Annotated in this window: 23 protein-coding genes and 1 tRNA gene; 16 read left to right on the forward strand and 8 right to left on the reverse strand. The window is 62.4% G+C overall.

Annotated features, from left to right (window positions below; all coding sequences use genetic code 11):
* Nucleotides 1-83: 83 nt before the first annotated feature.
* Nucleotides 84-1718: an MFS transporter gene (locus tag AC070A_RS09775; RefSeq protein WP_057247814.1), complete on the reverse strand. Its 1635-nt coding sequence runs from the start codon at nucleotides 1716-1718 to the stop codon at nucleotides 84-86.
* 272 nt (nucleotides 1719-1990) lie between these two features.
* Here AC070A_RS09775 and rimP point away from each other — a divergent pair, with 272 nt between their 5' ends.
* The 11 genes from rimP (at nucleotide 1991) to AC070A_RS09830 (ending at nucleotide 15727) form a co-directional block, all read left to right on the forward strand.
* Complete coding sequence (rimP, locus tag AC070A_RS09780; protein WP_057247815.1) at nucleotides 1991-2611, forward strand: ribosome maturation factor RimP; 621 nt, start codon at nucleotides 1991-1993, stop codon at nucleotides 2609-2611.
* 45 nt (nucleotides 2612-2656) lie between these two features.
* The gene (gene nusA, locus AC070A_RS09785; RefSeq protein WP_057247816.1) at nucleotides 2657-4276 is read left to right on the forward strand and encodes a transcription termination factor NusA; all 1620 of its coding nucleotides are present in this window, start codon (nucleotides 2657-2659) and stop codon (nucleotides 4274-4276) included.
* Between the two features lie 5 nt (nucleotides 4277-4281).
* Nucleotides 4282-4989 (forward strand): RNA-binding protein, encoded by a 708-nt coding sequence (locus tag AC070A_RS09790; RefSeq protein WP_057247817.1) that lies wholly within the window; start codon nucleotides 4282-4284, stop codon nucleotides 4987-4989.
* Nucleotides 4990-5094: 105 nt separating this feature from the next.
* Nucleotides 5095-7794: a translation initiation factor IF-2 gene (gene infB / locus AC070A_RS09795; RefSeq protein ID WP_057247818.1), complete on the forward strand. Its 2700-nt coding sequence runs from the start codon at nucleotides 5095-5097 to the stop codon at nucleotides 7792-7794.
* Nucleotides 7795-7866: 72 nt separating this feature from the next.
* Nucleotides 7867-8274, forward strand: coding sequence for a 30S ribosome-binding factor RbfA (gene rbfA / locus AC070A_RS09800; protein WP_063893313.1), 408 nt, complete (start codon nucleotides 7867-7869; stop codon nucleotides 8272-8274).
* Between the two features lie 8 nt (nucleotides 8275-8282).
* Complete coding sequence (gene truB / locus AC070A_RS09805; RefSeq protein ID WP_057247820.1) at nucleotides 8283-9218, forward strand: tRNA pseudouridine(55) synthase TruB; 936 nt, start codon at nucleotides 8283-8285, stop codon at nucleotides 9216-9218.
* A 183-nt stretch (nucleotides 9219-9401) separates the two neighbouring features.
* Nucleotides 9402-11111 (forward strand): sensor histidine kinase, encoded by a 1710-nt coding sequence (locus AC070A_RS09810; protein WP_057247821.1) that lies wholly within the window; start codon nucleotides 9402-9404, stop codon nucleotides 11109-11111.
* A 260-nt stretch (nucleotides 11112-11371) separates the two neighbouring features.
* Nucleotides 11372-11641 carry a 30S ribosomal protein S15 gene (gene rpsO, locus AC070A_RS09815; RefSeq protein ID WP_029742369.1) on the forward strand — a complete coding sequence of 90 codons (270 nt, stop codon included), beginning with the start codon at nucleotides 11372-11374 and terminating at the stop codon, nucleotides 11639-11641.
* Between the two features lie 351 nt (nucleotides 11642-11992).
* On the forward strand, nucleotides 11993-14143 hold the full coding sequence (gene pnp, locus AC070A_RS09820; protein ID WP_057247822.1) for a polyribonucleotide nucleotidyltransferase: 2151 nt from the start codon (nucleotides 11993-11995) through the stop codon (nucleotides 14141-14143).
* 81 nt (nucleotides 14144-14224) lie between these two features.
* Nucleotides 14225-15241, forward strand: a complete 1017-nt coding sequence (locus AC070A_RS09825; RefSeq protein WP_057247823.1) for a class I SAM-dependent methyltransferase — start codon at nucleotides 14225-14227, stop codon at nucleotides 15239-15241.
* 264 nt (nucleotides 15242-15505) lie between these two features.
* Entirely contained in the window at nucleotides 15506-15727 is a 222-nt protein-coding gene (locus tag AC070A_RS09830; RefSeq protein WP_057247824.1) for a hypothetical protein, read from the forward strand.
* A gap of 77 nt (nucleotides 15728-15804) precedes the next feature.
* Here the strand turns inward: AC070A_RS09830 and fabI are convergent, their stop codons facing one another.
* Genes fabI through fabA form a run of 3 tightly spaced genes read right to left on the reverse strand, consistent with a single transcriptional unit; the run spans nucleotide 15805 to nucleotide 18400 of the window.
* Nucleotides 15805-16611 carry an enoyl-ACP reductase FabI gene (gene fabI / locus AC070A_RS09835; RefSeq protein WP_057247825.1) on the reverse strand — a complete coding sequence of 269 codons (807 nt, stop codon included), beginning with the start codon at nucleotides 16609-16611 and terminating at the stop codon, nucleotides 15805-15807.
* A 4-nt stretch (nucleotides 16612-16615) separates the two neighbouring features.
* A complete protein-coding gene (gene fabB, locus AC070A_RS09840) occupies nucleotides 16616-17839 on the reverse strand; it encodes a beta-ketoacyl-ACP synthase I (protein ID WP_057247826.1) in 1224 nt (407 codons plus the stop codon).
* A 45-nt stretch (nucleotides 17840-17884) separates the two neighbouring features.
* Nucleotides 17885-18400 carry a 3-hydroxyacyl-[acyl-carrier-protein] dehydratase FabA gene (gene fabA, locus AC070A_RS09845; protein ID WP_029742379.1) on the reverse strand — a complete coding sequence of 172 codons (516 nt, stop codon included), beginning with the start codon at nucleotides 18398-18400 and terminating at the stop codon, nucleotides 17885-17887.
* Between the two features lie 322 nt (nucleotides 18401-18722).
* Between fabA and irrA the strand changes: the two genes are divergently transcribed.
* Entirely contained in the window at nucleotides 18723-19145 is a 423-nt protein-coding gene (irrA, locus tag AC070A_RS09850; protein WP_057247827.1) for an iron response transcriptional regulator IrrA, read from the forward strand.
* A gap of 65 nt (nucleotides 19146-19210) precedes the next feature.
* Here the strand turns inward: irrA and AC070A_RS09855 are convergent, their stop codons facing one another.
* Nucleotides 19211-19846, reverse strand: a complete 636-nt coding sequence (locus AC070A_RS09855; RefSeq protein ID WP_057247828.1) for a trimeric intracellular cation channel family protein — start codon at nucleotides 19844-19846, stop codon at nucleotides 19211-19213.
* 67 nt (nucleotides 19847-19913) lie between these two features.
* Nucleotides 19914-20705 (reverse strand): YdcF family protein, encoded by a 792-nt coding sequence (locus AC070A_RS09860; protein ID WP_057247829.1) that lies wholly within the window; start codon nucleotides 20703-20705, stop codon nucleotides 19914-19916.
* 202 nt (nucleotides 20706-20907) lie between these two features.
* On the opposite strand from AC070A_RS09860, the gene AC070A_RS09865 reads away from it, so the two are divergent.
* Nucleotides 20908-21222: a hypothetical protein gene (locus AC070A_RS09865; RefSeq protein WP_057247830.1), complete on the forward strand. Its 315-nt coding sequence runs from the start codon at nucleotides 20908-20910 to the stop codon at nucleotides 21220-21222.
* 32 nt (nucleotides 21223-21254) lie between these two features.
* On the opposite strand, the gene AC070A_RS09870 is transcribed toward AC070A_RS09865, so the two are convergent.
* A tRNA-Ala gene (locus AC070A_RS09870) sits at nucleotides 21255-21330 on the reverse strand.
* Nucleotides 21331-21530: 200 nt separating this feature from the next.
* Nucleotides 21531-21920: a TIGR02300 family protein gene (locus AC070A_RS09875; RefSeq protein ID WP_057247831.1), complete on the reverse strand. Its 390-nt coding sequence runs from the start codon at nucleotides 21918-21920 to the stop codon at nucleotides 21531-21533.
* Between the two features lie 383 nt (nucleotides 21921-22303).
* On the opposite strand from AC070A_RS09875, the gene aroA reads away from it, so the two are divergent.
* The 3 genes from aroA (at nucleotide 22304) to rpsA (ending at nucleotide 26308) form a co-directional block, all read left to right on the forward strand.
* On the forward strand, nucleotides 22304-23650 hold the full coding sequence (gene aroA, locus AC070A_RS09880; protein WP_057247832.1) for a 3-phosphoshikimate 1-carboxyvinyltransferase: 1347 nt from the start codon (nucleotides 22304-22306) through the stop codon (nucleotides 23648-23650).
* A gap of 150 nt (nucleotides 23651-23800) precedes the next feature.
* Nucleotides 23801-24436, forward strand: coding sequence for a (d)CMP kinase (gene cmk, locus AC070A_RS09885; RefSeq protein ID WP_057247833.1), 636 nt, complete (start codon nucleotides 23801-23803; stop codon nucleotides 24434-24436).
* Between the two features lie 147 nt (nucleotides 24437-24583).
* Nucleotides 24584-26308 carry a 30S ribosomal protein S1 gene (rpsA, locus tag AC070A_RS09890; RefSeq protein ID WP_082615707.1) on the forward strand — a complete coding sequence of 575 codons (1725 nt, stop codon included), beginning with the start codon at nucleotides 24584-24586 and terminating at the stop codon, nucleotides 26306-26308.
* The last annotated feature ends 39 nt before the right edge of the window (nucleotides 26309-26347 follow it).

The raw sequence follows: 26347 nt of genomic DNA on the forward strand, positions 1-26347 counted from the left end.
AGTGTGAAACGGCTTTCCGTCCGGAATTGCGTAATTTCAAAGACTTAGATCACTTCAGTGTTTCGATGAAACAATGAAATGATCTAGTGCATGTCGACATCGACCTGGCGTTTGTAGCGCTCGTAATGCGTCGGCACGATCGTCTGGCGTTCGATCATCCGGTGCACGCGCGGTGGTGCCGCACCGCTGTGCAGTGCCGTCAGCTTGTCGCCGACGGCGGCGTCGGCCTGGGTGCGCCGCTGGTTGTGGCGCACATATTCGACCCAGGTCGGCACGTGATAGGTCTCGGTCCAGGTCGTCGGGTTCTCGAGGTCGCGCATCAGCGCCCAGTGGCCCGCACCGTCGCGGATGCGGATGCGCCGGCGTTCCGCCATGGTCGTGAGGAACTCGGGGATATCGTCGTCCGCGATCTCGTAATCGATCATGATGACGATGGGGCCGCTGCGCGGCTTCAGGTCCAGTTCGAGCGGCGGTTCGTTGAAGCGGTTGAGCGGATCAAGATTGAGCGAAGTGAACTCCGGCAGGGGCAGCCGGAAGCCGACCACGACGCCAGCGAACATCAGCAGACAGGAGCCCATCAGCGCATTGGCGGCACCATATTGTTCGGCCGCCGTGCCCCAGAGCCAGCTGCCGCCAGCAATGCCGCCGAAGGTCATAGTCTGGTAGAGCGATAGCGCCCGGCCAACGACCCAGCGCGGTGTCGAGAGCTGTACTGTCGTGTTGAACAGCGACAGCGCCAGCACCCAACAGGCGCCGGAGACGAGCAGCACGAGACAGCTGAGCCACGCATAGGTGCTCCAGGCCGTGATCGCGGCGCTGGCGGCAAAACCGGTGAAGGCGATGCGCACGATCGCCTCGCTCGACAGCTTCTCCCTCAATCGCGCACTGAGCAGCGCCCCGCCGATCGCGCCGAGGCCGAAGGCGCCGAGCATCAGGCCGTAGGTGAGCGGCCCGCCTTGAACGAGGTCGCGGGCGACGAGCGGCAAGAGTGCGAGGATCGCGCTTGCCGAAAGACCGAAGAGAAAACCGCGCAGCAGAACCTTGCCGATGTTCGGCGACATCGCGACATAGCGCAGGCCCGCGGATATGGCGCGGCCGAGCGTCTCACGCGGCAAGGTGTTCGTCGGCACTTCCCGCCGCCAGCGCACCAGCGCAAAGAGGATCGCGAAATAGCTGAGCGTATTGGCGAAGAAGGCGGCGGCAGCCCCCGCCGCGGCGACGATCGCGCCGCCGATCGCCGGGCCGACGCTGCGGGTGATGTTGAAGCCCATGCTGTTGAGCGCGACTGCCGCCGGCAGGTCGTCGCGCGGGACCATGTCGCCGACCGAGGCCTGCCAGGATGGGTTGTTGAGCGCCGTGCCGCAGCCGATGAGGAAGGTGAAGAGCAGGAGCAGCCAGGGCGTGATCAGTCCGACATAGGCGCAGATGGTCAGAAGCGCCGAGACGGAGAGCATGAAACACTGCGCCACCAGCATGATCCGCCGCCGATCGAAATTATCGGCAAGCGCGCCCGAGATGAGCGAGAAGAGCATGATCGGCAGCGAGGTCGAGGCCTGCACCAGTGCCACCATGTTTGCCGACGGTGAGATCGAGGTCATCAGCCAGGCGGCGCCGACCGATTGGATGAGGCCGCCGAAGTTGGATGCGAGGCTCGCGATCCAGATCGTGCGGAAGATGTCGTGCTTAAAGGGTGCAAGCGGCGAATTACGGTGGGGCACCTCGTCTTCTCTCTTGTCCTTGATTGTCGTCTCGAAGCGGTTCTATCCCTGTTATAGGCCCGAGGACGCGAAGTGCCACCCGCTGAAATTGACCTTGTTGTCGAAGATCGTCGTCTGCGAGCGGATCGGCGCATTTGGAGCGCACGGCCCAATGCCTTGCAATTTGCGGCGATGAAGCGTATATGAGCCTCAAATTCTTGATCGGTAGATGAAGAGTGGGCCCGTCAGGACCCGCTCTTTTTTATTAGCCGGTCCGATGAGGAGATGATCGTTTGTCCGATACGACAACGGCTGAAAATGCAAATGAACCGCGCCTGATCACCGAAACCGGTCTCGACCAGCGCATCGCCGACATCATCGAGCCGGTCATCGTGCCGATGGGTTACCGCCTGGTGCGCGTGCGCATGTCCGGCCAGAACGGCCTGACGTTGCAGATCATGGCCGAGCGCAACGACGGCACCATGACCGTCGAAGACTGCGAAGAGATCTCCAAGGCCATTTCGCCGGTGCTCGATGTGGAAGATCCGATCGACAAGGCGTATCATCTCGAAGTGTCGTCGGCCGGCATCGACCGTCCCATGGTGCGCAAGTCCGACTTCTTCCGCTGGCAGGGGCACCTGCTGAAATGCGAGACGTCGGTTCTGGTCGATGGCCGCAAGCGGTTCCGCGGCAAGATCGTTTCCGTCGATGACGATGGTTTCCGGCTTGAGCGCGACCAGCCCGCGTACGGCGAGGAACCTGTCGTCGTCATCCCGTTCACCACGCTTGCCGAAGCGCGGCTGATCCTGACCGACGATCTGATCCGTGATGCGCTGACGGCCGACAAGAAGGCGAAGGCCGAGCGCGCCGCGAACGAGAATTTCGAAGACGAAGATTCACCTATTGAGGAATAAGTCGGGCGGAGCGTGAAGCCCCCTGCAACCCAACGGAGATAAGACATGGCAGTCAGTGCTAACCGGCTCGAGCTTCTGCAGATCGCGGATGCCGTCGCGCGTGAAAAGGTGATCGACCGCGAGATCGTTCTGGCCGCAATGGCCGATGCGATCCAGAAGGCCGCCCGCTCGCGCTATGGGTCGGAATCGAACATCCGCGCCGACATCAACTCGAAGACCGGTGAAATCCGCCTGCAGCGTCTTCTGGAAGTGGTCGAAAAGGCTGACGACTATTCCACGCAGATCCCGCTCGAGCTTGCTCGCGATCGCAATCCGGACGCCAAGCTCGGCGATTTCATCGCCGACCCGCTGCCGCCGATGGACTTCGGCCGCATCGCCGCCCAGTCTGCCAAGCAGGTCATCGTCCAGAAGGTTCGCGAAGCCGAGCGTGATCGCCAGTTCGACGAATTCAAGGATCGCGTCGGCGAGATCGTCAACGGCACGGTCAAGCGCGTCGAATACGGCAACGTCATCGTCGACCTCGGCCGTGGCGAAGGCATCATCCGCCGCGACGAGATGATCCCGCGCGAAAACATGCGCTACGGCGACCGCGTCCGCGCCTTCGTCTACGACGTTCGCCGCGAACAGCGCGGCCCGCAGATCTTCCTGTCGCGTACCCATCCGCAGTTCATGGTGAAGCTCTTCACCATGGAAGTGCCTGAGATCTACGACGGCATCATCCAGATCAAGTCGGTTGCCCGTGACCCGGGTTCGCGCGCCAAGATCGCCGTTGTCTCCAACGACTCGTCGATCGACCCGGTCGGCGCCTGCGTCGGTATGCGCGGTTCGCGCGTTCAGGCCGTCGTCGGCGAACTGCAGGGCGAAAAGATCGACATCATTCCGTGGTCGCAGGATCCGGCATCGTTCATCGTCAACGCGCTGCAGCCGGCGGAAGTGGCCAAGGTCGTTCTCGACGAAGATGCGGAGCGCATCGAAGTGGTCGTTCCGGACGAGCAGCTTTCGCTCGCCATCGGCCGTCGCGGCCAGAACGTTCGCCTCGCCTCGCAGCTGACCGGCTGGGACATCGACATCCTCACCGAACAGGAAGAGAGCGAGCGTCGCCAGAAGGAATTCACCGAGCGCACCAACCTGTTCATGGACGCGCTCGACGTCGACGAAATGGTCGGCCAGGTTCTGGCGTCCGAAGGCTTTGCCGCCGTCGAGGAGCTTGCCTATGTCGACCTCGACGAAATCTCGTCGATCGACGGCTTCGACGAGGAGACCGCTACCGAAATCCAGACCCGTGCGCGCGAATTCCTCGACAAGCTCGAAGCGGAAATGGATGCCAAGCGCAAGGAACTCGGCGTTGCCGACGAGCTGCGCTCGATCGACGGCCTGACGAGCCAGATGCTCGTTGCGCTCGGCGAAGAAGGCATCAAGACGATCGAAGACTTTGCCGGCTGCGCCGCTGACGACCTCGTCGGCTGGAGCGAACGCAAGGACGGCGAGACCAAGCGCTTCGAGGGCACCTTCTCGAAGTTCGACGTTTCGCGCGCCGAAGCCGAAGCCATGATCGTTCAGGCCCGCCTCGCGGCCGGCTGGATCACGGAAGAGGACCTGGCAAGCGATGAGGTCGAAGGCGAAGAGCCGATCGACGTTGCCGAAGGCGCCGAGCAGGACGCTTAAGGACGATGACCGCCTCTGATGATGCCGACAGCCTGCCTTCGGACACATTGCCCTTGGATGGGGGCCCGAAGGATCGGAGCGGCAGCACGCGGACGTGCATCGTCACCCGCGAAAGCGGTTCGCCGGATGAGTTGATCCGCTTCGTTGCCGGGCCCGACGGTCGCGTCGTTCCCGATCTGAAGCGTCAGCTTCCGGGACGCGGCTGCTGGGTGAAGGCCGAGCGGGCGCTCGTTGAAAAGGCGGTGGCGAAGAAGTTCTTCGCCCGCGCCCTGAAGGCGGACGTCAAGGCCGACGCGACGCTCGCCGACGACGTCGACCGGCTGCTCGCCGAGCAGTTGGCCGGCATGATGAACATGGCGCGCAAGGCGGCCCAGTTCATCTCCGGCGCGACGAAGACGGAGCAGGCCGTGCGCGGTCTTGCAGCGCTTGCCGTGTTCCATGCGGCCGATGCTGCAGCCGACGGTGTGCGGAAGATAGACCAGGCCCGCAAGGCGATGAGCTTCGTGGCCGACGATGAAATGGAAATACCTTCGTTCCGTCCCTTCACCGGGGCGGAAATGGAGGGCCTTTTAGGAAGTAATGCTTTTATCCATGCCGCAGCGCTTGCAGGGCAGGCGGGTGAGGGTGTAGTGAAGCGCGCAATCATGCTCGAAAAGTACCGAGGATCCGTCCCGGTCCGGGCCGACGGCGGCGCTGGCAAGCCACAGCAATGACCCGCGTCACCAGCACAGTCTGGCATCGCGTACATTGTTTGAGACAATTTGGAAGACAGGGTCAGGTGATACGCATCCGGCCCTGATCGCTAGGAACGGAACGGAATGACCGACAACAACGACGACAAGACAGGCAGCGCAGCAGGCAAGAAGACGCTGACCCTGAAACCCCACGGGGTTTCGCAGGGGACCGTGCGTCAGGACATGGGCCGTGGCCGCACCAAGGCGGTCGTGGTCGAAACCAAGAAACGCCCCTTCCATCGCCCCAAGGACGAGCGTCCGATCACGCCGGTCGCCGCGGCTCCCGCAGCACGCCCGGTCGAACAGCGTCCGGCTCAGCCGCAGCCTTCCGGCCGCCCGGCCCCGCAGCCGCAGCAGCACTCGACGCGCCAGGAAGCCAATCAGGCCAACCGTCCGCGTGTGGGTGTCGTTCTGAACCAGCTTTCCGCCGGTGAGATCGATGCGCGCCGCCGTGCTCTCGCCGAAGCGCAGATCCGCGATGCCGAAGAAGCGGTCATCCGCGCCGAGAACGAAGCACGCCGCAAGCGCGAGGAAGAAGCCCGTCTCCTTCAGGAGAAGGAAGAGGCCGCACGCCGCGCCGCTGAAGAAGCGGCCCGCCCGGCTGTCGAGCCTGAAGCAAAGGCCGAAGAGGTTGTCGAAGAGCGCCCCGTGGCAGCTCGCGCACCGGCTTCCACTGAGCGTCGCGTCGACAACCGCCCGCAGGCTGCACGGCCTGCTGAAGCGGCAACTGGACTTCCGACCCCGGCTCCGGCCGGCGCTCTGCGCGGCCGTAAGGTCGACAACGAAAAGGATGACGATCGTGGTCCGCGTTCGGGCGCAGGCCCGGCACGCGGCAAGGTCGTGCGTCCCGAGCCTGCCAAGGTTCCTGCCCGCCCGAAGGCCGACGACGGTCGTCGCCAGGGCAAGCTGACGCTGACCGCTGCCGTCGACGAGGATGGCGGCCAGCGCGCCCGTTCGCTGTCGGCCATGCGTCGCCGCCAGGAGAAGTTTAAGCGCAGCCAGATGCAGGAAACCCGCGAGAAGATCTCGCGCGAAGTCATCCTGCCTGAGACCATCACCATTCAGGAACTGTCGCAGCGCATGTCTGAACGCGCCGTCGACGTCATCAAGTACCTGATGAAGGAAGGCCAGATGATGAAGCCCGGCGATCTGATCGACGCCGATATGGCTGAACTCATCGCCGGCGAATTCGGCCACACGGTCAAGCGCGTCTCGGAATCCGACGTCGAGGAAGGCATCTTCAACGTGACCGATTCCGACGAGGAACTGCTGCCGCGTCCGCCGATCGTCACGATCATGGGGCACGTCGACCACGGCAAGACCTCGCTGCTCGATGCGATCCGCCACGCCAACGTGGTGGCCGGCGAAGCTGGTGGCATCACCCAGCACATCGGCGCCTATCAGGTCGAGCAGAACGGCAACAAGATCACCTTCATCGACACCCCCGGCCACGCGGCGTTCACCGCCATGCGTGCCCGCGGTGCCCAGGCGACCGACATCGCGATCCTGGTGGTTGCGGCCGACGACAGCGTGATGCCGCAGACGATCGAATCGATCAACCACGCCAAGGCGGCCGGTGTTCCGATCATCGTGGCGATCAACAAGGTCGACAAGCCGTCGGCAAATCCGCAGAAGGTTCGCACCGAGCTGCTGCAGCACGAAGTCTTTGTCGAATCCATGGGCGGTGAAGTCCTCGACGTGGAAGTCTCCGCGAAGAACGGCACCAACCTCGACAAGCTGCTGGAAGCGATCCTGCTGCAGTCCGAAATCCTCGACTTGCGCGCCAATCCGAACCGGACGGCCGAAGGTACGGTGGTTGAAGCCGAGCTTGACCGTGGTCGCGGTGCGGTTGCAACCGTCCTCGTCCAGAAGGGCACGCTGCGTCCTGGCCAGATCATCGTCGCCGGCGACCAGTGGGGCCGTGTGCGCGCTCTGGTCAACGACAAGGGTGAACACGTCAAGGAAGCCGGTCCGTCGATGCCGGTCGAGGTTCTCGGCCTGTCCGGAACACCGGCTGCCGGCGACAAGTTCGCCGTCGTCGAGAACGAAAGCCGCGCCCGCGAGATCTCCGAGTACCGCCAGCGGCTCGCCCGTGAGAAGCAGGTTGCCCGTCAGTCCGGCTCGCGCGGCTCGCTCGAGCAGATGATGACCCAGCTCCAGACCTCCGGTCTCAAGGAGTTCCCGCTGGTCATCAAGGGCGACGTGCAGGGTTCGATCGAAGCGATCGCCGGTGCTCTCGACAAGCTCGGAACCGACGAAGTGCGTGCCCGCATCGTGCATTCGGGTGCCGGTGGTATCACCGAGTCCGACATCTCGCTCGCCGAGGCGTCGAACGCAGCGATCATCGGCTTCAACGTCCGCGCCAACGCGCAGGCCCGTTCGGCCGCCGAGCGCGCCGGCATCGAGATCCGCTACTACAACATCATCTACGATCTGGTGGATGACGTGAAGGCGGCGATGTCGGGTCTGCTCTCGCCGGAGCGCCGCGAAACCTTCCTCGGCAACGCCGAGATCCTGGAGGTGTTCAACATCACCAAGGTCGGCAAGGTCGCGGGTTGCCGCGTCACCGAAGGCAAGGTCGAGCGTGGCGTCGGCGTCCGTCTGGTTCGCGACAACGTCGTTATCCACGAAGGCAAGCTCAAGACCCTCAAGCGCTTCAAGGACGAAGTCTCGGAAGTCAACGTCGGTCAGGAGTGCGGTATGGCCTTCGAGAACTACGAAGACATCCGCGCCGGCGATACGATCGAGTGCTTCCGCGTAGAGCACATCACGCGGACGCTTTAAGAACCGTCCGATTAGAGATTATGCGGGCGCCGGGTTGTCCTTCGGCGCTCGCATTTTTTTGAGGTACCGTCCATGACCAAAGCCACATCCTCTGCCCCTTCACAGCGCATGCTGCGCGTCGGCGAACAGGTGCGCGCTGCCATCACCCAGGTTCTGCAGCGCGGCGAGGTCCGCGATCCCGTGATCGAGAAGACCGTCATCGCGATCTCGGAAGTGCGCATGTCGCCGGATCTGAAGATCGCCACGGCCTATGTCACGCCGCTCGGCGTGCCCAACCATGACGAAGTCATCGACGCGCTGAACCGCAATGCCAAGTACATCCGCGGCCGCCTCGGCCCCCAGCTTCGGCAGATGAAATACATGCCCGACGTTCGTTTCCGCGACGATACGAGCTTCGACAACTACAAGAAGATCGATGAGCTGCTGCGTTCGCCGGAAGTCAGCCGCGATCTCGACCAGTCCAGCGAAGACGAAGAATAGTAGATTTCATGTCCAAACCGCGTAAGCCCAAGGGCCGCCCGATCTCGGGCTGGCTGATCCTCGACAAGCCGCTCGACTTCGGCTCCACTGAAGCCGTCTCGAAGATCAAGTGGCTGTTCAAGGCCCAAAAGGCCGGCCATGCCGGCACGCTCGACCCGTTGGCCTCCGGTATGCTGCCGATTGCACTCGGTGATGCGACGAAGACCGTTCCTTACGTGATGGACGGCCGCAAGATCTACGAATTCACCGTTGCCTGGGGCGAGGAACGCTCGACCGACGATCTCGAAGGCGAGGTTACGCATTCCTCGACCGAACGACCGAACGAAGAGGCGATCCGCGCGCTGCTGCCGAAATATACCGGCGTCATCAGCCAGGTGCCGCCGCAGTTCTCTGCGATCAAGATCGATGGCGAGCGTGCCTACGACCTCGCCCGCGATGGCGAAACGGTCGAAATTCCGGCTCGTGAAGTCGAGGTGCACCGGCTGACGCTCTTGGGTGCCGCTCCCAATCTCGCGCATTTCGAAATCGAGTGCGGCAAGGGCACCTATGTGCGTTCGCTCGCGCGTGACATGGGCCGCGATCTCGGTTGTTTCGGCCACATCGCCTCGCTGCGCCGCACCTTTGTCGCACCGTTTGGTGAAGAGGACATGGTGCCGCTCGCCGATCTGGTGGCGCTGGAGAAAATCGAGAGCGACGAAGAACGCCTGGCGGCGCTCGACGCCTATCTGATCGAGACCGGTGAAGCGCTTTCCAACCTTCCGCATGTTGCCGTCAACGATGATCAGGCGCACCGCCTGAGAATGGGCAATCCCATCATCCTGCGCGGGCGCGATGCGCCGCTTGCGACGCCTGAAGCCTATGCGACGGCACGCGGCAAGCTGGTCGCCATCGGTGAGATCGCCGAGGGTGAGTTCCGCCCGAAGCGTGTTTTCGCCACCGGCTAAGCGCCCGGAAGCGTTTGCCTTTGCCCCATCCTTGACGCATGATCCCCGGCATGGGCTTCCAATCCATCCGAGGTGATTCCGTTTCCGTCCCGTGCTCCGGAGCCGACTGCCGATCGCACCGACTCTTGCGGCGCGCGCCGAAAGCGGCTGTGTGCCGGCGCGGAACGAAGAAGGGCGACTGAGGTGACGGGCGTGCTGGACGAAGAAAAGCGGAAGGCTGCGAACGGTCTGGCGACGATCGTCGATCTCGTTCGTCATCGCCTGACCCGGCCGTTCAGTTTTTATCTGACGTCGCTGCTCCTGGTGGCCATCGTTCCGGCCTTCATCTTTTCGCTCGTGGTGCTGAAGCGCAGCGTCGACCAGCAGGAACAGGTGATCACGGCGCTGCTGCAGGCTTCGACCGGGTCGGTGACGCGCATCGTCGAACGTGACATCGAGGGCATGCTGACGACGCTCAAGGTGCTGTCGACATCACAAGAGATCGAAGACGGCAATATGGAGGCCTTCTACCGCAGGGCCGCCACGGCGCTCGCCGAAACGGACTCCTACCTGATCGTCATCGACCGCAAGCACAACCAGCGGCTCAACACCAGGGTGCCTTTCGGTGCGCAACTCAGCAAAGCCTCGGATACGGGCTCGGTCGAGCGGGCCTTCACCAACAATGGTGCGCCGCTCGTTTCCAACGTCTTCTTTGGCCAGACCGCGGGAAAGTGGGTTTTCAACGTCTATCTGCCGGCGAAATTGGCGACCGGTGAGGAGTATCTGCTGACGCTGACGCAAAACGCCGAGAACATGGCCAAGGCCGTCAACCGCGACACGCTTTCTCCCGGTTGGAACGCGGCACTCGTCGATGGCGCAGGCAAGGTCATCATCTCGTCGGATGCGGCCGTCAAGGCCGGGGAACCATTCTTCCTCGACAAGGTGCCGGCGATCAGCATCGGTGTCCGCAACATCAAGGAAAACGGCACTAAATATCGCGTCGCGACCGAGTTTTCCGTCGTCACGGGATGGCGGATCATCGCCTGGGCGCCTAGCGCGACCGTCGATGCACCGGCCGTCTGGTCGTTCCTGTGGCTGTCGCTCGGCGGCATCCTTTTCGCGGGCATCGCGATTGCCGGCTCGCTGGCGATTGCGCGGCTGTTGTCGCAGGGCGTCAAGCTCGTGGCGCAGGATGCCCGCCGTCTCGGCGCCGGCGAACGGATCGAATCGCGGCCGCACATGATCTCGGAGGTCGAGCAGGTCTCGGCAGCGCTCGCACGGGCAGCGGCGGCGCGCGGCAAGGCCGAAAACGAGATCCGCTTCCTCATGCGCGAGGTGGCGCATCGCTCGAAGAACCAACTGACGGTGATCCAGTCGATGCTCAACCAATCGGTCTATTCGGCCGAGAGCGCGTCGGACTTCGCCGACAGCTTCCGCAAGCGCATTGCCGGGCTCGCGCGCTCCACCGACCTGATGATCACCAACGCCGCGCAAGGGGTCGATTTCCGCGAGCTCGCCCAGAACCAGTTGCAGCCGTTTACACCTGACGACCCGAAGCGCGTGATCTTCTCCGGCCCGGCTCTGAGGCTCGACACGCAGATCGCCCAGACCCTCGGCATGGCCCTGCACGAACTCGCAACCAACGCCACCAAATACGGCGCGCTCGCCAACACCACCGGGGTCGTCAAGCTGAGCTGGTCGCTGGAGGATGAAGGCATTGCCATTCGCTGGCGGGAGGAGGGCGCGGATCTCGCCGACAAGCCCTCCGATCCGATCCGCAAGGGCTTCGGAACACTGGTGCTGGAGCGCATGCTCGGCATGGCGCTGAACGCCGCGCTGGAGCGGGTGATGCATGCCGATGGCATCGAGTGGCGGATCACCATTCCGCGCGAGGCGAAGGACGAAGATTCGTGAATGCGGATGGGCCCCTTTAAAAACGGCGCGAAGGTCGGCCGGAGCGTCGATCGCGACCGTCGGAAATCGGCCGCGACCGACAAGCTTCCGAGGCCCTCCGGAAGCCCATCGGGGTGCAGGTCCATGACCCTTTCCTTTTTCATCCAATTCGTTTATAGGCACGCCAGCAAAAGGCGCATGCCCGTTGCATTCACGGCCGCAGCTGGACGACATCCCGGCTGACGGCGTCCCTAAATCCTCGAAATCGAAAGGATCATCCGATGTCGATTGCTGCAGAGCGTAAGGCTCAGCTCATCAAGGAATTTGCAACCGTTGAAGGCGACACCGGTTCTCCGGAAGTCCAGGTTGCTATCCTGACGGAACGGATCAACAACCTGACCGAACACTTCAAGGGCCACAAGAAGGATAACCATTCCCGCCGTGGTCTGCTCGCAATGGTTTCCAGCCGTCGTTCGCTCCTCGACTATCTGAAGAAGAAAGACGAAGCGCGCTACACCAAGCTGATCGGTGCCCTGGGCATCCGTCGCTAAGCGACTTATCCGGCGGGTCTTTGCGGCCCGCCGGCTTTTTTATGGAGCGTTCAACGCTCAAGCAATGATCTCTCCGGCCGCTTAGGAAGCGTGGTACCAGGAGAGAATCCAGCGAACCGGATGGGCCGGTATCGCGGATCAACCGATGGCCCGTCATGGGGCAGGATTGCAGGATGCTTCGGCTCTGCTTGCCGGAACGCCGCAGATAAGCGGCGCGGTGAAGCGGAAACAAGCCGATTTCAAGCGTGAAGCCTCCCGTTGTCTTGCCCGTGATGCGCCATTTCATGCGGCCCCTCGACCACCCGCGCTGCAACAGCCGCGGAAAGGTCCGCCGCACATGAAGGACAGAACATGTTCGATACCCACAAGGTTGAAATCGAATGGGCTGGGCGTCCGCTCAAGCTCGAAACCGGCAAGGTCGCCCGTCAGGCTGACGGCGCCGTCATCGCCACCTACGGCGAAACCGTCGTTCTCGCCACCGTCGTTTCGGCCAAGTCGCCGAAGCCGGGCCAGGACTTCTTCCCGCTGACCGTCAACTACCAGGAAAAGACCTACGCTGCCGGCAAGATCCCGGGTGGTTACTTCAAGCGCGAAGGCCGTCCGAGCGAGAACGAAACGCTCGTTTCGCGCCTGATCGACCGTCCGATCCGTCCGCTTTTCCCCGATGGCTACAAGAACGATACCCAGGTCATCGTCACGGTCATGCAGCATGACCTCGAAAACAACCCCGACGTTCTGTCGATGGTTGCCGCTTCCGCAGCGCTGACGCTGTCGGGCGTCCCGTTCATGGGCCCGATCGGCGGCGCGCGCGTCGGCTACATCAACGGCCAGTACGTGCTGAACCCGCATCTCGACGAGATGGACGAATCGACGCTCGACCTCGTTGTCGCCGGCACCCAGGAAGCGGTGCTGATGGTCGAATCGGAAGCCAAGGAACTGGCTGAAGACGTCATGCTCGGCGCCGTCGTCTTCGGTCAGAAGGGCTTCCAGCCGGTCATCGACGCGATCATCAAGCTCGCTGAAGTCGCTGCCAAGGAGCCGCGCGAATTCGAACCGGAAGATCATTCCGCGCTGGAAGCCGAAATGCTCGGCATGGCCGAAGCCGAACTGCGCGACGCCTACAAGATCACCGAAAAGGCTGCCCGCTACGCTGCCGTCGATGCCGTCAAGGCGAAGGTAAAGGCACACTTCTTCCCGGAAGGTGCGGAGCCCAAGTACACCGCTGAAGTCATCGGCGCCGTCTTCAAGCACCTGCAGGCCAAGATCGTTCGCTGGAACATCCTCGACACCAAGAGCCGTATCGACGGCCGCGATCTGGAAACCGTTCGTCCGATCGTCTCGGAAGTCGGCCTTCTGCCGCGTACCCACGGTTCGGCGCTCTTCACCCGCGGTGAGACGCAGGCGATCGTCGTTGCCACGCTCGGCACCGGTGAAGACGAACAGTATGTCGACAGCCTGACCGGCATGTACAAAGAACGCTTCATGCTGCACTACAACTTCCCGCCCTTCTCGGTCGGCGAAACCGGTCGCATGGGCTCCCCGGGCCGTCGCGAAATCGGTCACGGCAAGCTCGCCTGGCGCGCTATTCGCCCGATGCTGCCGGAGGCCGAGCAGTTCCCCTACACACTGCGTGTCGTATCCGAGATCACCGAATCCAACGGCTCGTCGTCGATGGCGACGGTTTGCGGCACCTCGCTCGCTCTCATGGACGCCGGCGTTCCGCTGGCAAAGCCGGTTGCCGGTATCGCCATGGGCCTGATCAAGGAAGATGAGCGCTTCGCCGTTCTCTCCGACATCCTCGGCGACGAAGACCACCTCGGCGACATGGACTTCAAGGTCGCCGGTACCGACGCTGGTATCACCTCGCTCCAGATGGACATCAAGATCGAGGGCATCACCGAAGAGATCATGGGCATTGCGCTCAACCAGGCCAAGGGTGGCCGTCTCCACATCCTCGGCGAAATGGCCAAGGCCATTTCCGAAAGCCGTGGCCAGCTCGGCGAGTTCGCTCCGCGCATCGAAGTCATGAACATCCCGGTCGACAAGATCCGTGAAGTCATCGGCTCCGGCGGCAAGGTCATCCGCGAAATCGTCGAGAAGACCGGCGCGAAGATCAACATCGAAGACGACGGCACCGTGAAGATCGCCTCCTCGTCCGGCAAGGAAATCGAAGCGGCCCGCAAGTGGATCCACTCGATCGTCGCCGAGCCGGAAGTTGGCCAGATCTATGAAGGTACCGTTGTGAAGACCGCCGACTTCGGCGCCTTCGTCAACTTCTTCGGCGCCCGCGATGGCCTCGTCCACATCTCGCAGCTCGCTTCCGAGCGCGTTGCCAAGACGACCGACGTCGTCAAGGAAGGCGACAAGGTCTGGGTCAAGCTCATGGGCTTCGACGAGCGCGGCAAGGTTCGCCTGTCGATGAAGGTTGTCGACCAGGCCACCGGCAAAGAAGTCGCTGCCGAGAAGTCTGAGAAGAAGGGCGACGGCGAAGCCGCCGAATAAGCGAGCTTCACCCGAATGCATTCGGGGCGCGGGGCGGAACGCTCCGCGCCCCTTTCTTGTAGGAAGATGACGGATAGACCGATGAGCCGAGATGCGTTGAAGACCCTGTTTTACCCGTTCGATAGCGGTGTGATCGACCCGCCGGGCGAAGGCGAGCGTGTTCTCTTTCTCGGCGCCGAGGCGGGCTACAGGCTGCCCAAGGGCTTCGAAGCCTCGATCGCCGCCGTTCAGCCGCTGCGGCCGCTCTATCGCGCCCTGGAGGCCATGCGCGCCGATGTGACGCCTGAGATCACCGGCGAGGACTACGACGTCACGCTGGTGCTCTGTGGCAAGCATAAGGGCGAGAATGAGGACCGGATCGCCGAGGCGCTGAAGCGCACCCGCGAGGGCGGCCTGATCGTCGTTGCCGGCGGCAAGGAAGACGGCATCCAGTCGCTGAAGAAGCGGATCGCCAAGTTCGAATGGGACGGCGATCATCTGCCGAAATATCACGGCGTCGCCTTCTGGTTCACCCGTCCCGAAGACGTCACCGACGCGGTGCACAAGCTCGCCAAGGTGCCGGTGCGCGTCGATGGCCTGTTCGAGGCTTCGCCGGGCATGTTCTCACACGACCGCATCGACGCGGGTTCGGAACTGCTCGCTTCGCGTCTGCCGAACGACTTCCACGGCCATGCCGCCGATTTCGGAGCCGGCTGGGGCTATCTCGCCGTCAAGCTCGCTGAAGCCTCGCCGGGCCTCAAGGGCGTCGATCTCTTCGAAGCCGACCATGAGTCGCTCGAAGCTGCCCGCGTCAACATGATGGCAAACGTGCCGTCGACGCCGGCGCGCTTCCACTGGTTCGACCTGACGAGCGAAGAGCCGCGCGACAAGTATGATCTCATCGTCATGAATCCGCCCTTCCATGAGGCCCACGCCGCCGAGCCGGCGCTTGGCATTGCCATCATCAAGACGGCGCTGAAGGCGCTGAAGCAGGGCGGAAAGCTGATGCTGGTCGCCAACCGCGGCCTGCCCTACGAGCAGGTACTGGCCGAGAATTCCAAGGAATACGGCGAAACCTGCCGCAACGCCCGCTTCAAGGTGCTCTGGGCGAAGCGCTGAAGACCATCAAGGATTAAGCAAGGAGCCGGGCCAATCGCCCGGCTTTTTTCGTTCCGGGTCTACAGCGCCGCGCGTCTTATCAGACGCGCAAAGGTCGCTGTAGCACTTTGATTTTCTGCATGTCTTCGTCCTTAAATCGAGGTCGATTTAAGGAGACATGCAGTAGCGCCCCGGCCAACGGGCAGCGACAGTTTGCCTGTTGCCATCGCCCCTGTTCGGGCTCACCATGACGCCGTCGGTATTTCTCGTCGGAGGATGAGTGCCATGACGTGGGGAGTGAACAGGCCGCCTTTGACCGAGGATGCGGCCGAGGCTGTTGCCAAGGACATAAAGCATGCCGAGGGACATGGAGCGACCTCCGAGGTACCCATGTCGTTCCTGAAGAGCCTCTATCACCTGCCGCTGGAGCCGGGGCGGCGCACGCATACGGGGTTCATCGCGCTGGCGATCGTCGTCGCCGTGCTCGCACTCTTTCTATTTCCCTGAGCGGCTCATGAATGACAAAGCCCGCGGATCGAGGCCGATCCGCGGGCTTTGTTCCGTTTTCCGGTCGGTTGAGGGTGTTACTCGACGTCGGCCGTCCGCAACGTGTCGAGCGCCGGCATCGAGGTGATGTTGTAGCCGGAATCGACGTAGTGGATTTCGCCGGTGACGCCGCGCGACAGGTCCGAGAGCAGGTAGAGCGCGGAATTGCCGACGTCGTCGATGGTGACAGTACGACGCAGCGGCGAATTCTTCTGCTGCCAGGAGAGCATCGCCCGGGCGTCGGAAATACCGGCGCCGGCAAGGGTGCGGATCGGGCCGGCGGAGATCGCGTTGACGCGAATGCCGCGCACGCCGTAGTCGGCCGCGAGGTAACGCACGGAAGCCTCGAGCGCCGCCTTGGCAACGCCCATGACGTTGTAGTTCGGCATGACGCGCATCGAGCCGCCATAGGTCAGCGTCAGCATCGAGCCGCCATCATTCATCAGCTCGGCAGCACGCTTGGCGATTTCGGTGAAGGAGAAGCAGGAGATCACCATCGTGCGGCTGAAATTGTCGCGCGAGGTGTCGGCATAGAGGCCCTTCAGCTCGTTCTTGTCCGAAAAGCCGATGGCATGCACGATGAAGTCGAGATTGCCCCAGCGTTCCTTGATCGCATCGATCACGGCATCGACGGACGCAATGTCTTCGACATCGCAAGGCAGCAGGAAGTCCGAGCCGAGCTCGGCGGCGAGCGGCTTGACACGCTTGCCCAGCGCCTCGCCCTGGTAGGTGAAGGCGAGTTCCGCCCCTTGCGCCGCAAGCGCCTTGGAAATGCCCCAGGCAATGGAATGGCTGTTGGCCACACCCATGATGAGGCCACGCTTTCCGGTCATCAGTCCCGTCATGGTGTTATCCGTTGTAGCGCTGGAAGACGAGCGTCGCATTGGTGCCGCCGAAGCCGAAGGAGTTCGACAGAACCGTATCGATCTTGGCATTGTCGATGCGTTTGCGAACGATCGGAACGCCGTCGAATTCGGGGTCGAGTTCGGTGATATGCGCGCTTTCGCCGATGAAGCCGGCCTGCATCATCAGGAGGCCGTAGATCGATTCCTGCACGCCGGCAGCACCCAGCGAGTGGCCGGTCAGCGACTTGGTCGACTGGATGTGCGGCATCTTGCTGCCGAACACTTCGCGGATCGCGCCGATTTCCTTGCTGTCGCCAACCGGCGTCGAGGTGCCGTGCGTGTTGATGTAGTCGACATCGCCCTTCACCGTCGAAAGCGCCTGGCGCATGCAGCGGATTGCGCCTTCGCCCGAGGGAGCCACCATGTCGTAGCCGTCGGAGGTCGCGCCGTAGCCGACGATTTCGGCGTAGATCTTCGCACCGCGGGCCTTGGCGTGTTCCAGTTCTTCGAGAACGAGAACGCCGGCACCGCCGGCAATGACGAAACCGTCGCGGTTGACGTCATAGGCACGGGACGCGGTCGCCGGCGTCTCGTTGTATTTCGAGGACATGGCGCCCATGGCGTCGAAGAGGTTGGACATCGTCCAGTCAAGATCTTCATGGCCGCCGGCAAACATCACGTCCTGCTTGCCCCACTGGATCATCTCAGCGGCGTTGCCGATGCAGTGCGCCGAGGTCGAGCAGGCCGAGGAGATCGAGTAGTTGACGCCGTGGATCTGGAACCAGGTGGCGAGCGTTGCGGATGCCGTGGACGACATCGCCTTCGGAACGGCGAACGGGCCGATGCGCTTCGGGCTCACATTCTTGCGGGTGATGTCGGCCGCTTCGACGATCGTGCGGGTGGACGGACCGCCCGAGCCCATGATGATGCCGGTGCGTTCGTTGCGGGCAACGACGGTTTCTTCGAGGCCGGAGTCGGCGATTGCCTGTTTCATCGCCACGTGGTTCCAGGCGCCGCCCTGCGACAGGAAGCGCATGGCGCGACGGTCGACGAGCTCGGTCGGATCGAGCGACGGGGCGCCCCAGACCTGGCACTTGAAGCCGTTCTCCGCGAAATCGGGAGAAAACGTGATGCCCGACTTTGCATCGCGCAGCGACGCCGTGACTTCGTCCGCGTTGTTTCCGATCGAGGAAACGATGCCGAGGCCCGTGACAACAACCCGTCTCATGATACTGACCTTTTCTTTATTTCGTTCGGTGCAGGCAGGCCTGGACTACTCGGCCTTATCCTTGGACAGACCGACGCGCAGGTCGGTTGCCTGATAGATAGTCTCTCCATCGGCCTTCAGCCAGCCGTCGGCGGTGCCAAGCACGAGCCGGCCGCGCATGACGCGCTTGAAGTCGATGCCGTATTCGAGAAGCTTGGTGTGGGGACGAACCATGCCCTTGAACTTCACTTCGCCGGTGGAAAGCGCCATGCCGCGGCCAGGCTCGCCGAGCCAGCCCAGGTAGAAGCCGGTCAATTGCCACATGCCGTCGAGGCCGAGGCAGCCCGGCATGATCGGATTGCCCTGGAAGTGGCAGGGAAAATACCAGTCATCGGGGCGCACGTCGTATTCGGCGCGCAGATAACCCTTGTCAAAGGCACCACCCGTTTCGGAAATCTCGGTGATGCGATGAACCATCAGCATCGGCGGCAGCGGCAGCTGCGCGTTGCCAGGGCCAAACAACTCGCCACGGCCGCAGGCCAGGATTTCCTCGTAGCTGAAGCTGGATTGTCTGGTGGTCATGAATGGATGCTTCCCCGAATGACTTAACGTGTTGTCCGATCTGCTTTAGAGCAAGTTCGGCTTGAAATGAAGCGTGGCGAACCCGAACCTTCTCGTTTCCGGCCAGGTTACCGCCGCCTCAGATGGCATTTTCGTTCCGCCGTCGCTTACAGGATCAATGTGGGCGCGACCAGAGTTAATTGCCAGCCTTCCCCGAGTTTGACCGGTTTTTCGGGCTTTGCAACGCATGTTTGACCGAGAATCTATTGAAAGCGCGGGGCGCAAAAGTTATATCGCAACGGAAGTATTGTGAATTTCGCCGGGATACATGGAACGACCCTTGATGACGAAAGCAACAGAAGTGAGTTCGGAAGAAAGGCTGCGTCACTCAGGCCTGCGTCCGACCCGTCAGCGCGTTGCCCTCGCCGATCTGATCTTTGCCAAGGGTGACCGTCACCTGACCGTCGAGGAACTGCACGAGGAGGCTGTCATGGCCGGGGTGCCTGTTTCGCTCGCAACCGTCTACAATACGCTGCACCAGTTCACCGAGGCCGGCATGATCCGTGTCCTGGCGGTGGAAAGCGCCAAGACCTATTTCGACACCAACGTGTCGGATCACCATCATTTCTTCGTCGAGGGCCAGAACGAGGTACTCGATATCCCCGTCAGCAACATCCAGATCGACAATCTCCCGGAACCGCCCGAGGGCATGGAGATTGCGCATGTCGACGTGGTGATCCGCCTGCGCCGCAAGAACGGCCGCTGATCCGACCGAGGTCGATCATCAAGATAAATTGATTGCAGATCTTGCGTCTGTCGGCGTGTGAGCCTTCACATCACGTCGTCGGGATCGCGACCCGGCAACGCCTTGCCCGTCGGCAGGGTCCAGCCAAACTTGAGCGCGCCGCCGCGCACGGCAAAGGCGGAGAGAACACCCAGTGTCGACGTTGCCACAAGCGGCAGGCCCGCGACCGTTGCAAGCACGAAGGCGCCGGCGCCGACGAGCGCCGCCGTAACATAGATTTCCGGCCTCAGAAGCACGGAAGGCTCGCCGGCGAGCATATCGCGTAAGACCCCGCCGAAGGTGGCGGTCAGCATGCCGGTGACAAGTGCCACCGTCGCCGAGCCGGTGGCAGCATACCCCTTCGCAGCGCCCATGACGCAATAGGCTGAAAGGCCGATCGCATCGAGCCAGACGAGCACCCGGTAGCGCGAGCCGAAGAGATGGGCGGTGAAGAAGAGGATGACCGCCACGGTGGCGCAGACCAGAAGATAGGTCGGGTTGGTGACCCAGAAGACCGGTGTCGCGCCCAAAACGACATCGCGCATCGTGCCGCCGCCGATCCCGGTCACCGAGGCGAGGAAGAGATAGCCGATGATGTCGAGCTGCTTGCGTGACGCCGACAGCGCTCCGGTCGCTGCGAAGACGGCCACACCGGCGTAGTCGAGAATTTCGAGGATCGGCATGGGTGCTCCGGGCAAGATTCGGCGGTTCGCTTTGAAGCTGGGCTATCTCGGGCCCCGCCGTCAACTCTCAGGGCGCCGGCAGGATCGAGGGTGTCCGGCCGGCAAGGTGATAGGCGAGGAGGCCGATCCATTCGCGCACCGCCGTCGTCGTCAATTGTGCGTTGAGCGACGGCTGGGTGAAGTCGAAGCTAAGGCCAAGCTTGCCGCTGGTGCGGTAATCCGTCGGCCAGGGAATGACCGGGATGTCGAGCGCGCGGAAGAGCCCGACCGAACGGGGCATATGGAAGGCGGAGGTGACGAGTGCGCAATTCGAGAGCCCATTCGCAGCCAGCAGATCCTTGGTGTTGCGGGCGTTCTCGAACGTCGTGCGCGACTGTTCTTCGCGAATCAGCCGTTCGCCGCCGACGCCGAACGCGGCGAGGAAGCCCTGCGAAGCCTCGGCGTCGCCGGCATAGGCGCCGCTGAAGGAGCCGTCACCGCCGGAAACCAGAATACGCGCCTCGGGGTAGCGTTTTGCGAGCGCCACCGTCTCGATGAAACGGTCCGCCGCCTGGTTGAATTCCATGCCGCCGCGGCCTGCCATCACCTCGTTCTCGAAGGCGCCGCCGAGCACGATGATGCAGGAGAGCGTTGCAGGTGATGGCGAGGGGCGTGTGAAACGATCTTCGAGCGTCTGGAGCGCGTAGGGCCCCGCGGTGGTGAACAGGCTGATGAAGAGCACCAGCGCGCCAAGCCCGCCAAGGAAGCCGCCGATGCGGCGCAGGCCCGCCGCCGTCGCCAGCAGCCCGGCAAAGGCGGCGAAGAACGAGAACGACAGCGGCTGTGCGGCCAGCCAGAAGATTTTCGAGATCAGGAACATGGCATCAGCTTCTGCGTTCCGATGCTTAACAAATTATAAACGCGCGCTGGAGGGGCCGGCTGCACCGATGCGTTGACTGTGCAGCTTGGTCGCCTTGTTCGCCTTCGCGCAAGGTCGCTCGCGTAGCCTGTTCATCCGAACGTTGCACGGGTGGGTCCGGGCACCACTTTCATTTGAAGCCGAAAGGAGTATCATCTGGGAGATGACCACGATATCGGGCTTCAGATCCCAGCTGTTTCGTGCCGCCAATGAGGTCCATGAACTCACCCCGGTGCAGGCACAACGGCTGCTCGAAGGCGCAGTGGCGCTGATCCGCTGCATGCGCGAACAGACCGGCATGGAACCCAACACCGATGCACCCGATGTCACCAATGTCCTGCTGAACATCGCCGCTTCCGTGCCCACTCGCTCGGAGCGCGAAATCCGCAACGCCCTGCTCGAGTCGGCCGACATCATCCGGCTACTGACGATGATCCTGGATTCGCTGGACGAATTGGAAAGCAGTGACGGACCTTGAAGGTCCATCGGTCATCAATCGAAGAAGAAGTTTGGTGGAGCTAAGCGGGATCGAACCGCTGACCTCTTGCATGCCATGCAAGCGCTCTCCCAGCTGAGCTATAGCCCCATATCGGGTTCCGGCTAGGCCGGTCCGGGAAATTCGTCGGGCTGTTGTGTCCGGCGAGTGGCGGCTTATTACTTCCCCTTTTTGAGGATGGCAAGCCGAAAAATGCGTGGCCTGTGGATTTATTTCCAGTCCGGGCCGATTTTCTCCCGTCCGGGCCCTATAGGCCGAGGACGGGAGCATTCCCATGTCATTTGAAGCGCTTAGACGTCTTCTTCGTCGTCGGAGACGCCGATGAGGCCGCTCATGTCGTCGTCGTCTTCGTCTTCGTCGGCTTCGAGGAAGGTGTCGTCGTCGTCACCGTCGATCTCGACATCGTCGTCGCCGAGATCCGGCAGGTCGTCGCCGCCCGCTGCCTCATCATCGGCATCCTCGAGCGAAACGAGTTCGACTTCGGTGTTCTCTGCATCGACTTCCGTGACGTCTTCTTCTTCTTCCTTCTCGAGCACCTTGGCGACCGAGGTTTCTTCGAAGAAGTTCAGCGGATAGGACTTGCCGGTGTAAGGCGAAACGATCGGATCACGGTTCAGATCGTAGAATTTGCGCCCGGTTTCCGGGTCGATGCGCTTTGTTCCAAGTTCCGGTTTTGCCACTGTCAAAGCCTCTTGAATGGCCGGCCGAGCCGGCTCTTGCCGAAAACCGGCGGGTGGAAAGGGTATCAAGCCTATGATGATTAGCCGGTCCCCATAATCATCTTGACCGCATCTGTCAAAGGCAAAACTTGCAAGGCCCTGTGTCACGGGCGTTCCGGCGCGCGCAAGCATGGCCGCGCGCCGCGATTCAAGGAAGCATGCAGCAGGGGTTGTGGCAGGAGTGCTGCCGATAGCAGGCCGGCCTGCAAGACGCCTTACGAGTTGCATTGTCTTCTTCAATCCTATCCGGTCTAAGGATAAAAACAGTCAGTCATTCAGCTGCCGCCGCGACTTTGGCGCGTCTTGAGCGCGCGACACTGTCTTGCATGTTTCGAGGATTCCGCATGTCGCAAGGATTGGGCCAAAGCCCTGCCACCGCCCGCAAATCAGACGGCCTTAAGGGGACGGTCCGAATTCCCGGCGACAAGTCGATCTCGCATCGGTCGCTGATGCTGGGCGGGCTTGCCGCCGGCGAAACGCGTATCACCGGCCTGCTCCAAGGCGCGGATGTGATCGCCACCGGCCGGGCCATGCAGGCGATAGGTGCCAGGATCCGCAAGGAGGGCGACACCTGGATCGTCAACGGCGTCGGCAATGGTGCGTTGCTTGCGCCGGAAGCGCCGCTCGATTTCGGCAACGCCGGCACCGGTTGCCGCCTCATCATGGGGCTCGTCGGCGTCTATGATTTCGAAACGACCTTCATCGGTGATGCCTCGCTCAGCCGGCGGCCGATGGCGCGCGTGCTTGATCCCTTGCGTGAGATGGGCGTGCAGGTAGAGGCTGCTACGGGTGACCGGCTGCCGGTGACCCTTCGCGGACCGAAGACGCCGACGCCGGTCACCTACCGCGTGCCGGTCGCGTCCGCCCAGGTGAAATCGGCGGTGCTCTTCGCCGGTCTCAATGCGCCCGGTATCACCACCGTCATCGAACCGGCGATCACCCGTGACCACACGGAGCGCATGCTGCGCGGATTCGGCGCCGAACTCTCGGTGGAAACCGATGCCACCGGTGTCCGCACCATCCGGCTCGAAGGCCGCGGCAGGCTCGTCGCCCAGGAGATCGATGTGCCCGGCGATCCGTCCTCGACGGCTTTCCCGCTGGTCGCGGCGCTCGTCGTTCCGGGTTCTGACATCACCATCCGGAACGTGCTGATGAACCCGACCCGTACGGGGCTGATCCTGACCTTGCAGGAGATGGGCGGCGACATCGAGGTGATCGACATCGGGCAGGTCGGCGGAGAAGACGTGGCGGATCTGAGGGTACGCCATTCCGAACTGAAAGGCGTTACGGTCCCCGAAGAGCGTGCCGCCTCGATGATCGATGAGTATCCCATTCTCGCCATCGCCGCCGCCTTTGCCGAAGGCGCGACCATCATGCATGGTCTCGATGAGCTGCGCGTGAAGGAGTCCGATCGCCTCGCCGCCATCGCCGCGGGCCTGAAGCTCAACGGTGTCGACTGCGAGGAGGGCAGATCCTCGCTCGTCGTGCGCGGTCGCCGCGGCGGCAAGGGCCTCGGAAATGCCTCAGGCGGAGTGGTGAAGACCCATCTCGACCACCGTATCGCCATGAGCTTCCTTGTCCTGGGTCTTGCCGCGGAGCACCCCGTCAAGGTGGATGACTCGACGATGATTGCGACGAGCTTTCCGGGGTACATTGATCTGATGGCGGGGCTCGGGGCGAGGATCGCGTGAAGCCGACGGGCGAACCGGCCGATATCCGCTCAGGTTCGTCGGCGGAGGATGCTTCTTTGATTGTGTGGATTAAGATAGTCGCTGTTCAAGCATGGAAGCCAGCATCGCTTTCAGTTACAGGCCAGTAACAACATCGATTGCAGGAAACTTATGATCACCATCGCCATCGACGGGCCGGCAGCGGCCGGCAAGGGCACGCTCTCGCGCCGGATCGCCGAGGAATACGGCTTTCATCATCTCGATACGGGGCTGACCTATCGTGCCACCGCCAAGGCGCTGCTGGATAGCGGGCTGCCGCTCGATGACGAGGCGGTCGCCGAGAAGATGGCGCGCGAGGTCGAGCTCGCCGGGCTTGATCGGTCGGTGCTTTCCGCCCACGCGATCGGCGAGGCGGCATCGAAGATCGCCGTCATGCCGGCGGTGCGCCGGGCACTGGTCGAGGCGCAGCGCGCCTTTTCGCTGCGCGAGCCCGGAACGGTGCTCGACGGACGCGACATCGGCACGGTTGTCTGCCCGGGTGCGCCGGTAAAACTCTATGTCACTGCGTCGCCGGAAGTACGGGCGAGACGCCGTTACGACGAGATCATCGGCAGCGGTCAGCCGGCCGACTATGCGGCGATATTCGAGGATGTGAAGAAGCGCGACGAGCGCGATATGGGCCGCGCCGACAGTCCTTTGCGGCCGGCCGAAGACGCGCACTTGCTTGATACGTCTGAAATGAGTATAGAGGCGGCGTTTCAGGCCGCGAAGACTTTGATCGATGCGGCCCTGATCAAGAAGATCTGAAGAAGAGCCCTTTCACAACCCTCGTTTGAAACGCTCTTCTTGCATAGCCTGAAATTCCGTCCACGCGCCGGATTGCCCCTTCGATGGGGCGGACTGGGTTCAGGCCTGTTCAACACCAGCCCCCGGCGCATGTGCGTCTCGAATGAGATGCATGCAGGAGATTCCATGTCTGCTACCAATCCTACCCGTGACGATTTCGCCGCTCTTCTCGAAGAATCCTTCGCGAAGACCGATCTCGCCGAAGGCTATGTTGCCAAGGGCATCGTTACGGCCATCGAAAAGGACGTCGCCGTTGTCGACGTCGGTCTGAAGGTCGAAGGCCGCATCGCTCTGAAGGAATTCGGCGCGAAGGCCAAGGACGGCTCGCTCAAGGTCGGCGACGAAGTCGAAGTCTACGTTGAGCGCATCGAAAACGCGCTCGGCGAAGCTGTTCTGTCGCGCGAGAAGGCTCGCCGCGAAGAAAGCTGGATGCGCCTGGAAGTGAAGTTCGAAGCCGGCGAACGCGTCGAAGGCATCATCTTCAATCAGGTCAAGGGTGGCTTCACCGTCGATCTCGACGGCGCCGTTGCCTTCCTTCCGCGCTCGCAGGTCGACATCCGTCCGATCCGCGACGTCACCCCGCTGATGCACAACCCGCAGCCCTTCGAAATCCTCAAGATGGACAAGCGCCGTGGCAACATCGTCGTATCGCGTCGTACGGTTCTGGAAGAGTCCCGCGCCGAACAGCGTTCTGAAATCGTTCAGAACCTTGAAGAAGGCCAGGTTGTCGAAGGCGTCGTCAAGAACATCACCGACTACGGTGCGTTCGTCGACCTCGGCGGCATCGACGGTCTGCTCCATGTCACCGACATGGCATGGCGTCGCGTGAACCATCCGTCGGAGATCCTGAACATTGGCCAGCAGGTCAAGGTTCAGATCATCCGCATCAACCAGGAAACCCACCGCATCTCGCTCGGCATGAAGCAGCTCGAGTCGGATCCGTGGGATGGCATCGGTGCGAAGTACCCGGTCGGCAAGAAGATCTCCGGTACCGTCACGAACATCACCGACTACGGTGCGTTCGTCGAGCTGGAGCCGGGCATCGAAGGCCTGATCCACATCTCCGAAATGTCCTGGACCAAGAAGAACGTACACCCCGGCAAGATCCTGTCCACGAGCCAGGAAGTCGACGTTGTCGTTCTCGAAGTCGATCCGACCAAGCGTCGCATCTCGCTCGGCCTCAAGCAGACGCTCGAGAACCCGTGGCAGGCATTCGCGCATAGCCATCCGGCTGGCACCGAAGTCGAAGGCGAAGTCAAGAACAAGACCGAATTCGGCCTGTTCATCGGCCTCGACGGCGATGTTGACGGCATGGTGCACCTTTCCGACCTCGACTGGAACCGTCCGGGCGAGCAGGTCATCGAAGAGTTCAACAAGGGCGACGTTGTTCGCGCCGTTGTTCTCGACGTCGACGTCGACAAGGAGCGCATCTCGCTCGGCATCAAGCAGCTCGGCAAGGATGCAGTCGGCGACGCCGCTGCTTCCGGCGAACTGCGCAAGAACGCCGTTGTTTCGGCCGAAATCATCGCGATCAACGATGGTGGCATCGAAGTGAAGCTCGTCAACCACGAAGACATCACCTCGTTCATCCGCCGCGCTGACCTCGCGCGCGACCGCGACGAACAGCGTCCGGAGCGTTTCTCGGTTGGTCAGGTTGTCGACGCCCGCGTCACCAACTTCTCCAAGAAGGACCGCAAGATCCAGCTGTCGATCAAGGCTCTGGAAATCGCTGAAGAGAAGGAAGCCGTTGCTCAGTTCGGTTCGTCCGACTCGGGCGCTTCGCTCGGCGACATCCTTGGTGCGGCTCTGAAGAACCGCCAGAACAACGAGTAATCGTTGCCTGACACCTGAACTGAAAAACCCGCGGAGAGC

The organism is Ensifer sp. GW101-20A05 (assembly GCF_059424735.1).

Bases quoted from the DNA above. Each gene is read 5' to 3' on its own strand.
- nusA (WP_057247816.1), top strand. From the start codon at position 2,657: ATGGCAGTCAGTGCTAACCGGCTCGAGCTTCTGCAGATCGCGGATGCC.
- AC070A_RS09790 (WP_057247817.1), top strand. From the start codon at position 4,282: ATGACCGCCTCTGATGATGCCGACAGCCTGCCTTCGGACACATTGCCC.
- infB (WP_057247818.1), top strand. From the start codon at position 5,095: ATGACCGACAACAACGACGACAAGACAGGCAGCGCAGCAGGCAAGAAG.
- rbfA (WP_063893313.1), top strand. From the start codon at position 7,867: ATGACCAAAGCCACATCCTCTGCCCCTTCACAGCGCATGCTGCGCGTC.
- truB (WP_057247820.1), top strand. From the start codon at position 8,283: ATGTCCAAACCGCGTAAGCCCAAGGGCCGCCCGATCTCGGGCTGGCTG.
- rpsO (WP_029742369.1), top strand. From the start codon at position 11,372: ATGTCGATTGCTGCAGAGCGTAAGGCTCAGCTCATCAAGGAATTTGCA.
- pnp (WP_057247822.1), top strand. From the start codon at position 11,993: ATGTTCGATACCCACAAGGTTGAAATCGAATGGGCTGGGCGTCCGCTC.
- AC070A_RS09825 (WP_057247823.1), top strand. From the start codon at position 14,225: ATGAGCCGAGATGCGTTGAAGACCCTGTTTTACCCGTTCGATAGCGGT.
- AC070A_RS09830 (WP_057247824.1), top strand. From the start codon at position 15,506: ATGACGTGGGGAGTGAACAGGCCGCCTTTGACCGAGGATGCGGCCGAG.
- fabI (WP_057247825.1), bottom strand. From the start codon at position 16,611: ATGACGGGACTGATGACCGGAAAGCGTGGCCTCATCATGGGTGTGGCC.
- fabB (WP_057247826.1), bottom strand. From the start codon at position 17,839: ATGAGACGGGTTGTTGTCACGGGCCTCGGCATCGTTTCCTCGATCGGA.
- fabA (WP_029742379.1), bottom strand. From the start codon at position 18,400: ATGACCACCAGACAATCCAGCTTCAGCTACGAGGAAATCCTGGCCTGC.
- irrA (WP_057247827.1), top strand. From the start codon at position 18,723: ATGACGAAAGCAACAGAAGTGAGTTCGGAAGAAAGGCTGCGTCACTCA.
- AC070A_RS09855 (WP_057247828.1), bottom strand. From the start codon at position 19,846: ATGCCGATCCTCGAAATTCTCGACTACGCCGGTGTGGCCGTCTTCGCA.
- AC070A_RS09860 (WP_057247829.1), bottom strand. From the start codon at position 20,705: ATGTTCCTGATCTCGAAAATCTTCTGGCTGGCCGCACAGCCGCTGTCG.
- AC070A_RS09865 (WP_057247830.1), top strand. From the start codon at position 20,908: ATGACCACGATATCGGGCTTCAGATCCCAGCTGTTTCGTGCCGCCAAT.
- aroA (WP_057247832.1), top strand. From the start codon at position 22,304: ATGTCGCAAGGATTGGGCCAAAGCCCTGCCACCGCCCGCAAATCAGAC.
- cmk (WP_057247833.1), top strand. From the start codon at position 23,801: ATGATCACCATCGCCATCGACGGGCCGGCAGCGGCCGGCAAGGGCACG.
- rpsA (WP_082615707.1), top strand. From the start codon at position 24,584: ATGCATGCAGGAGATTCCATGTCTGCTACCAATCCTACCCGTGACGAT.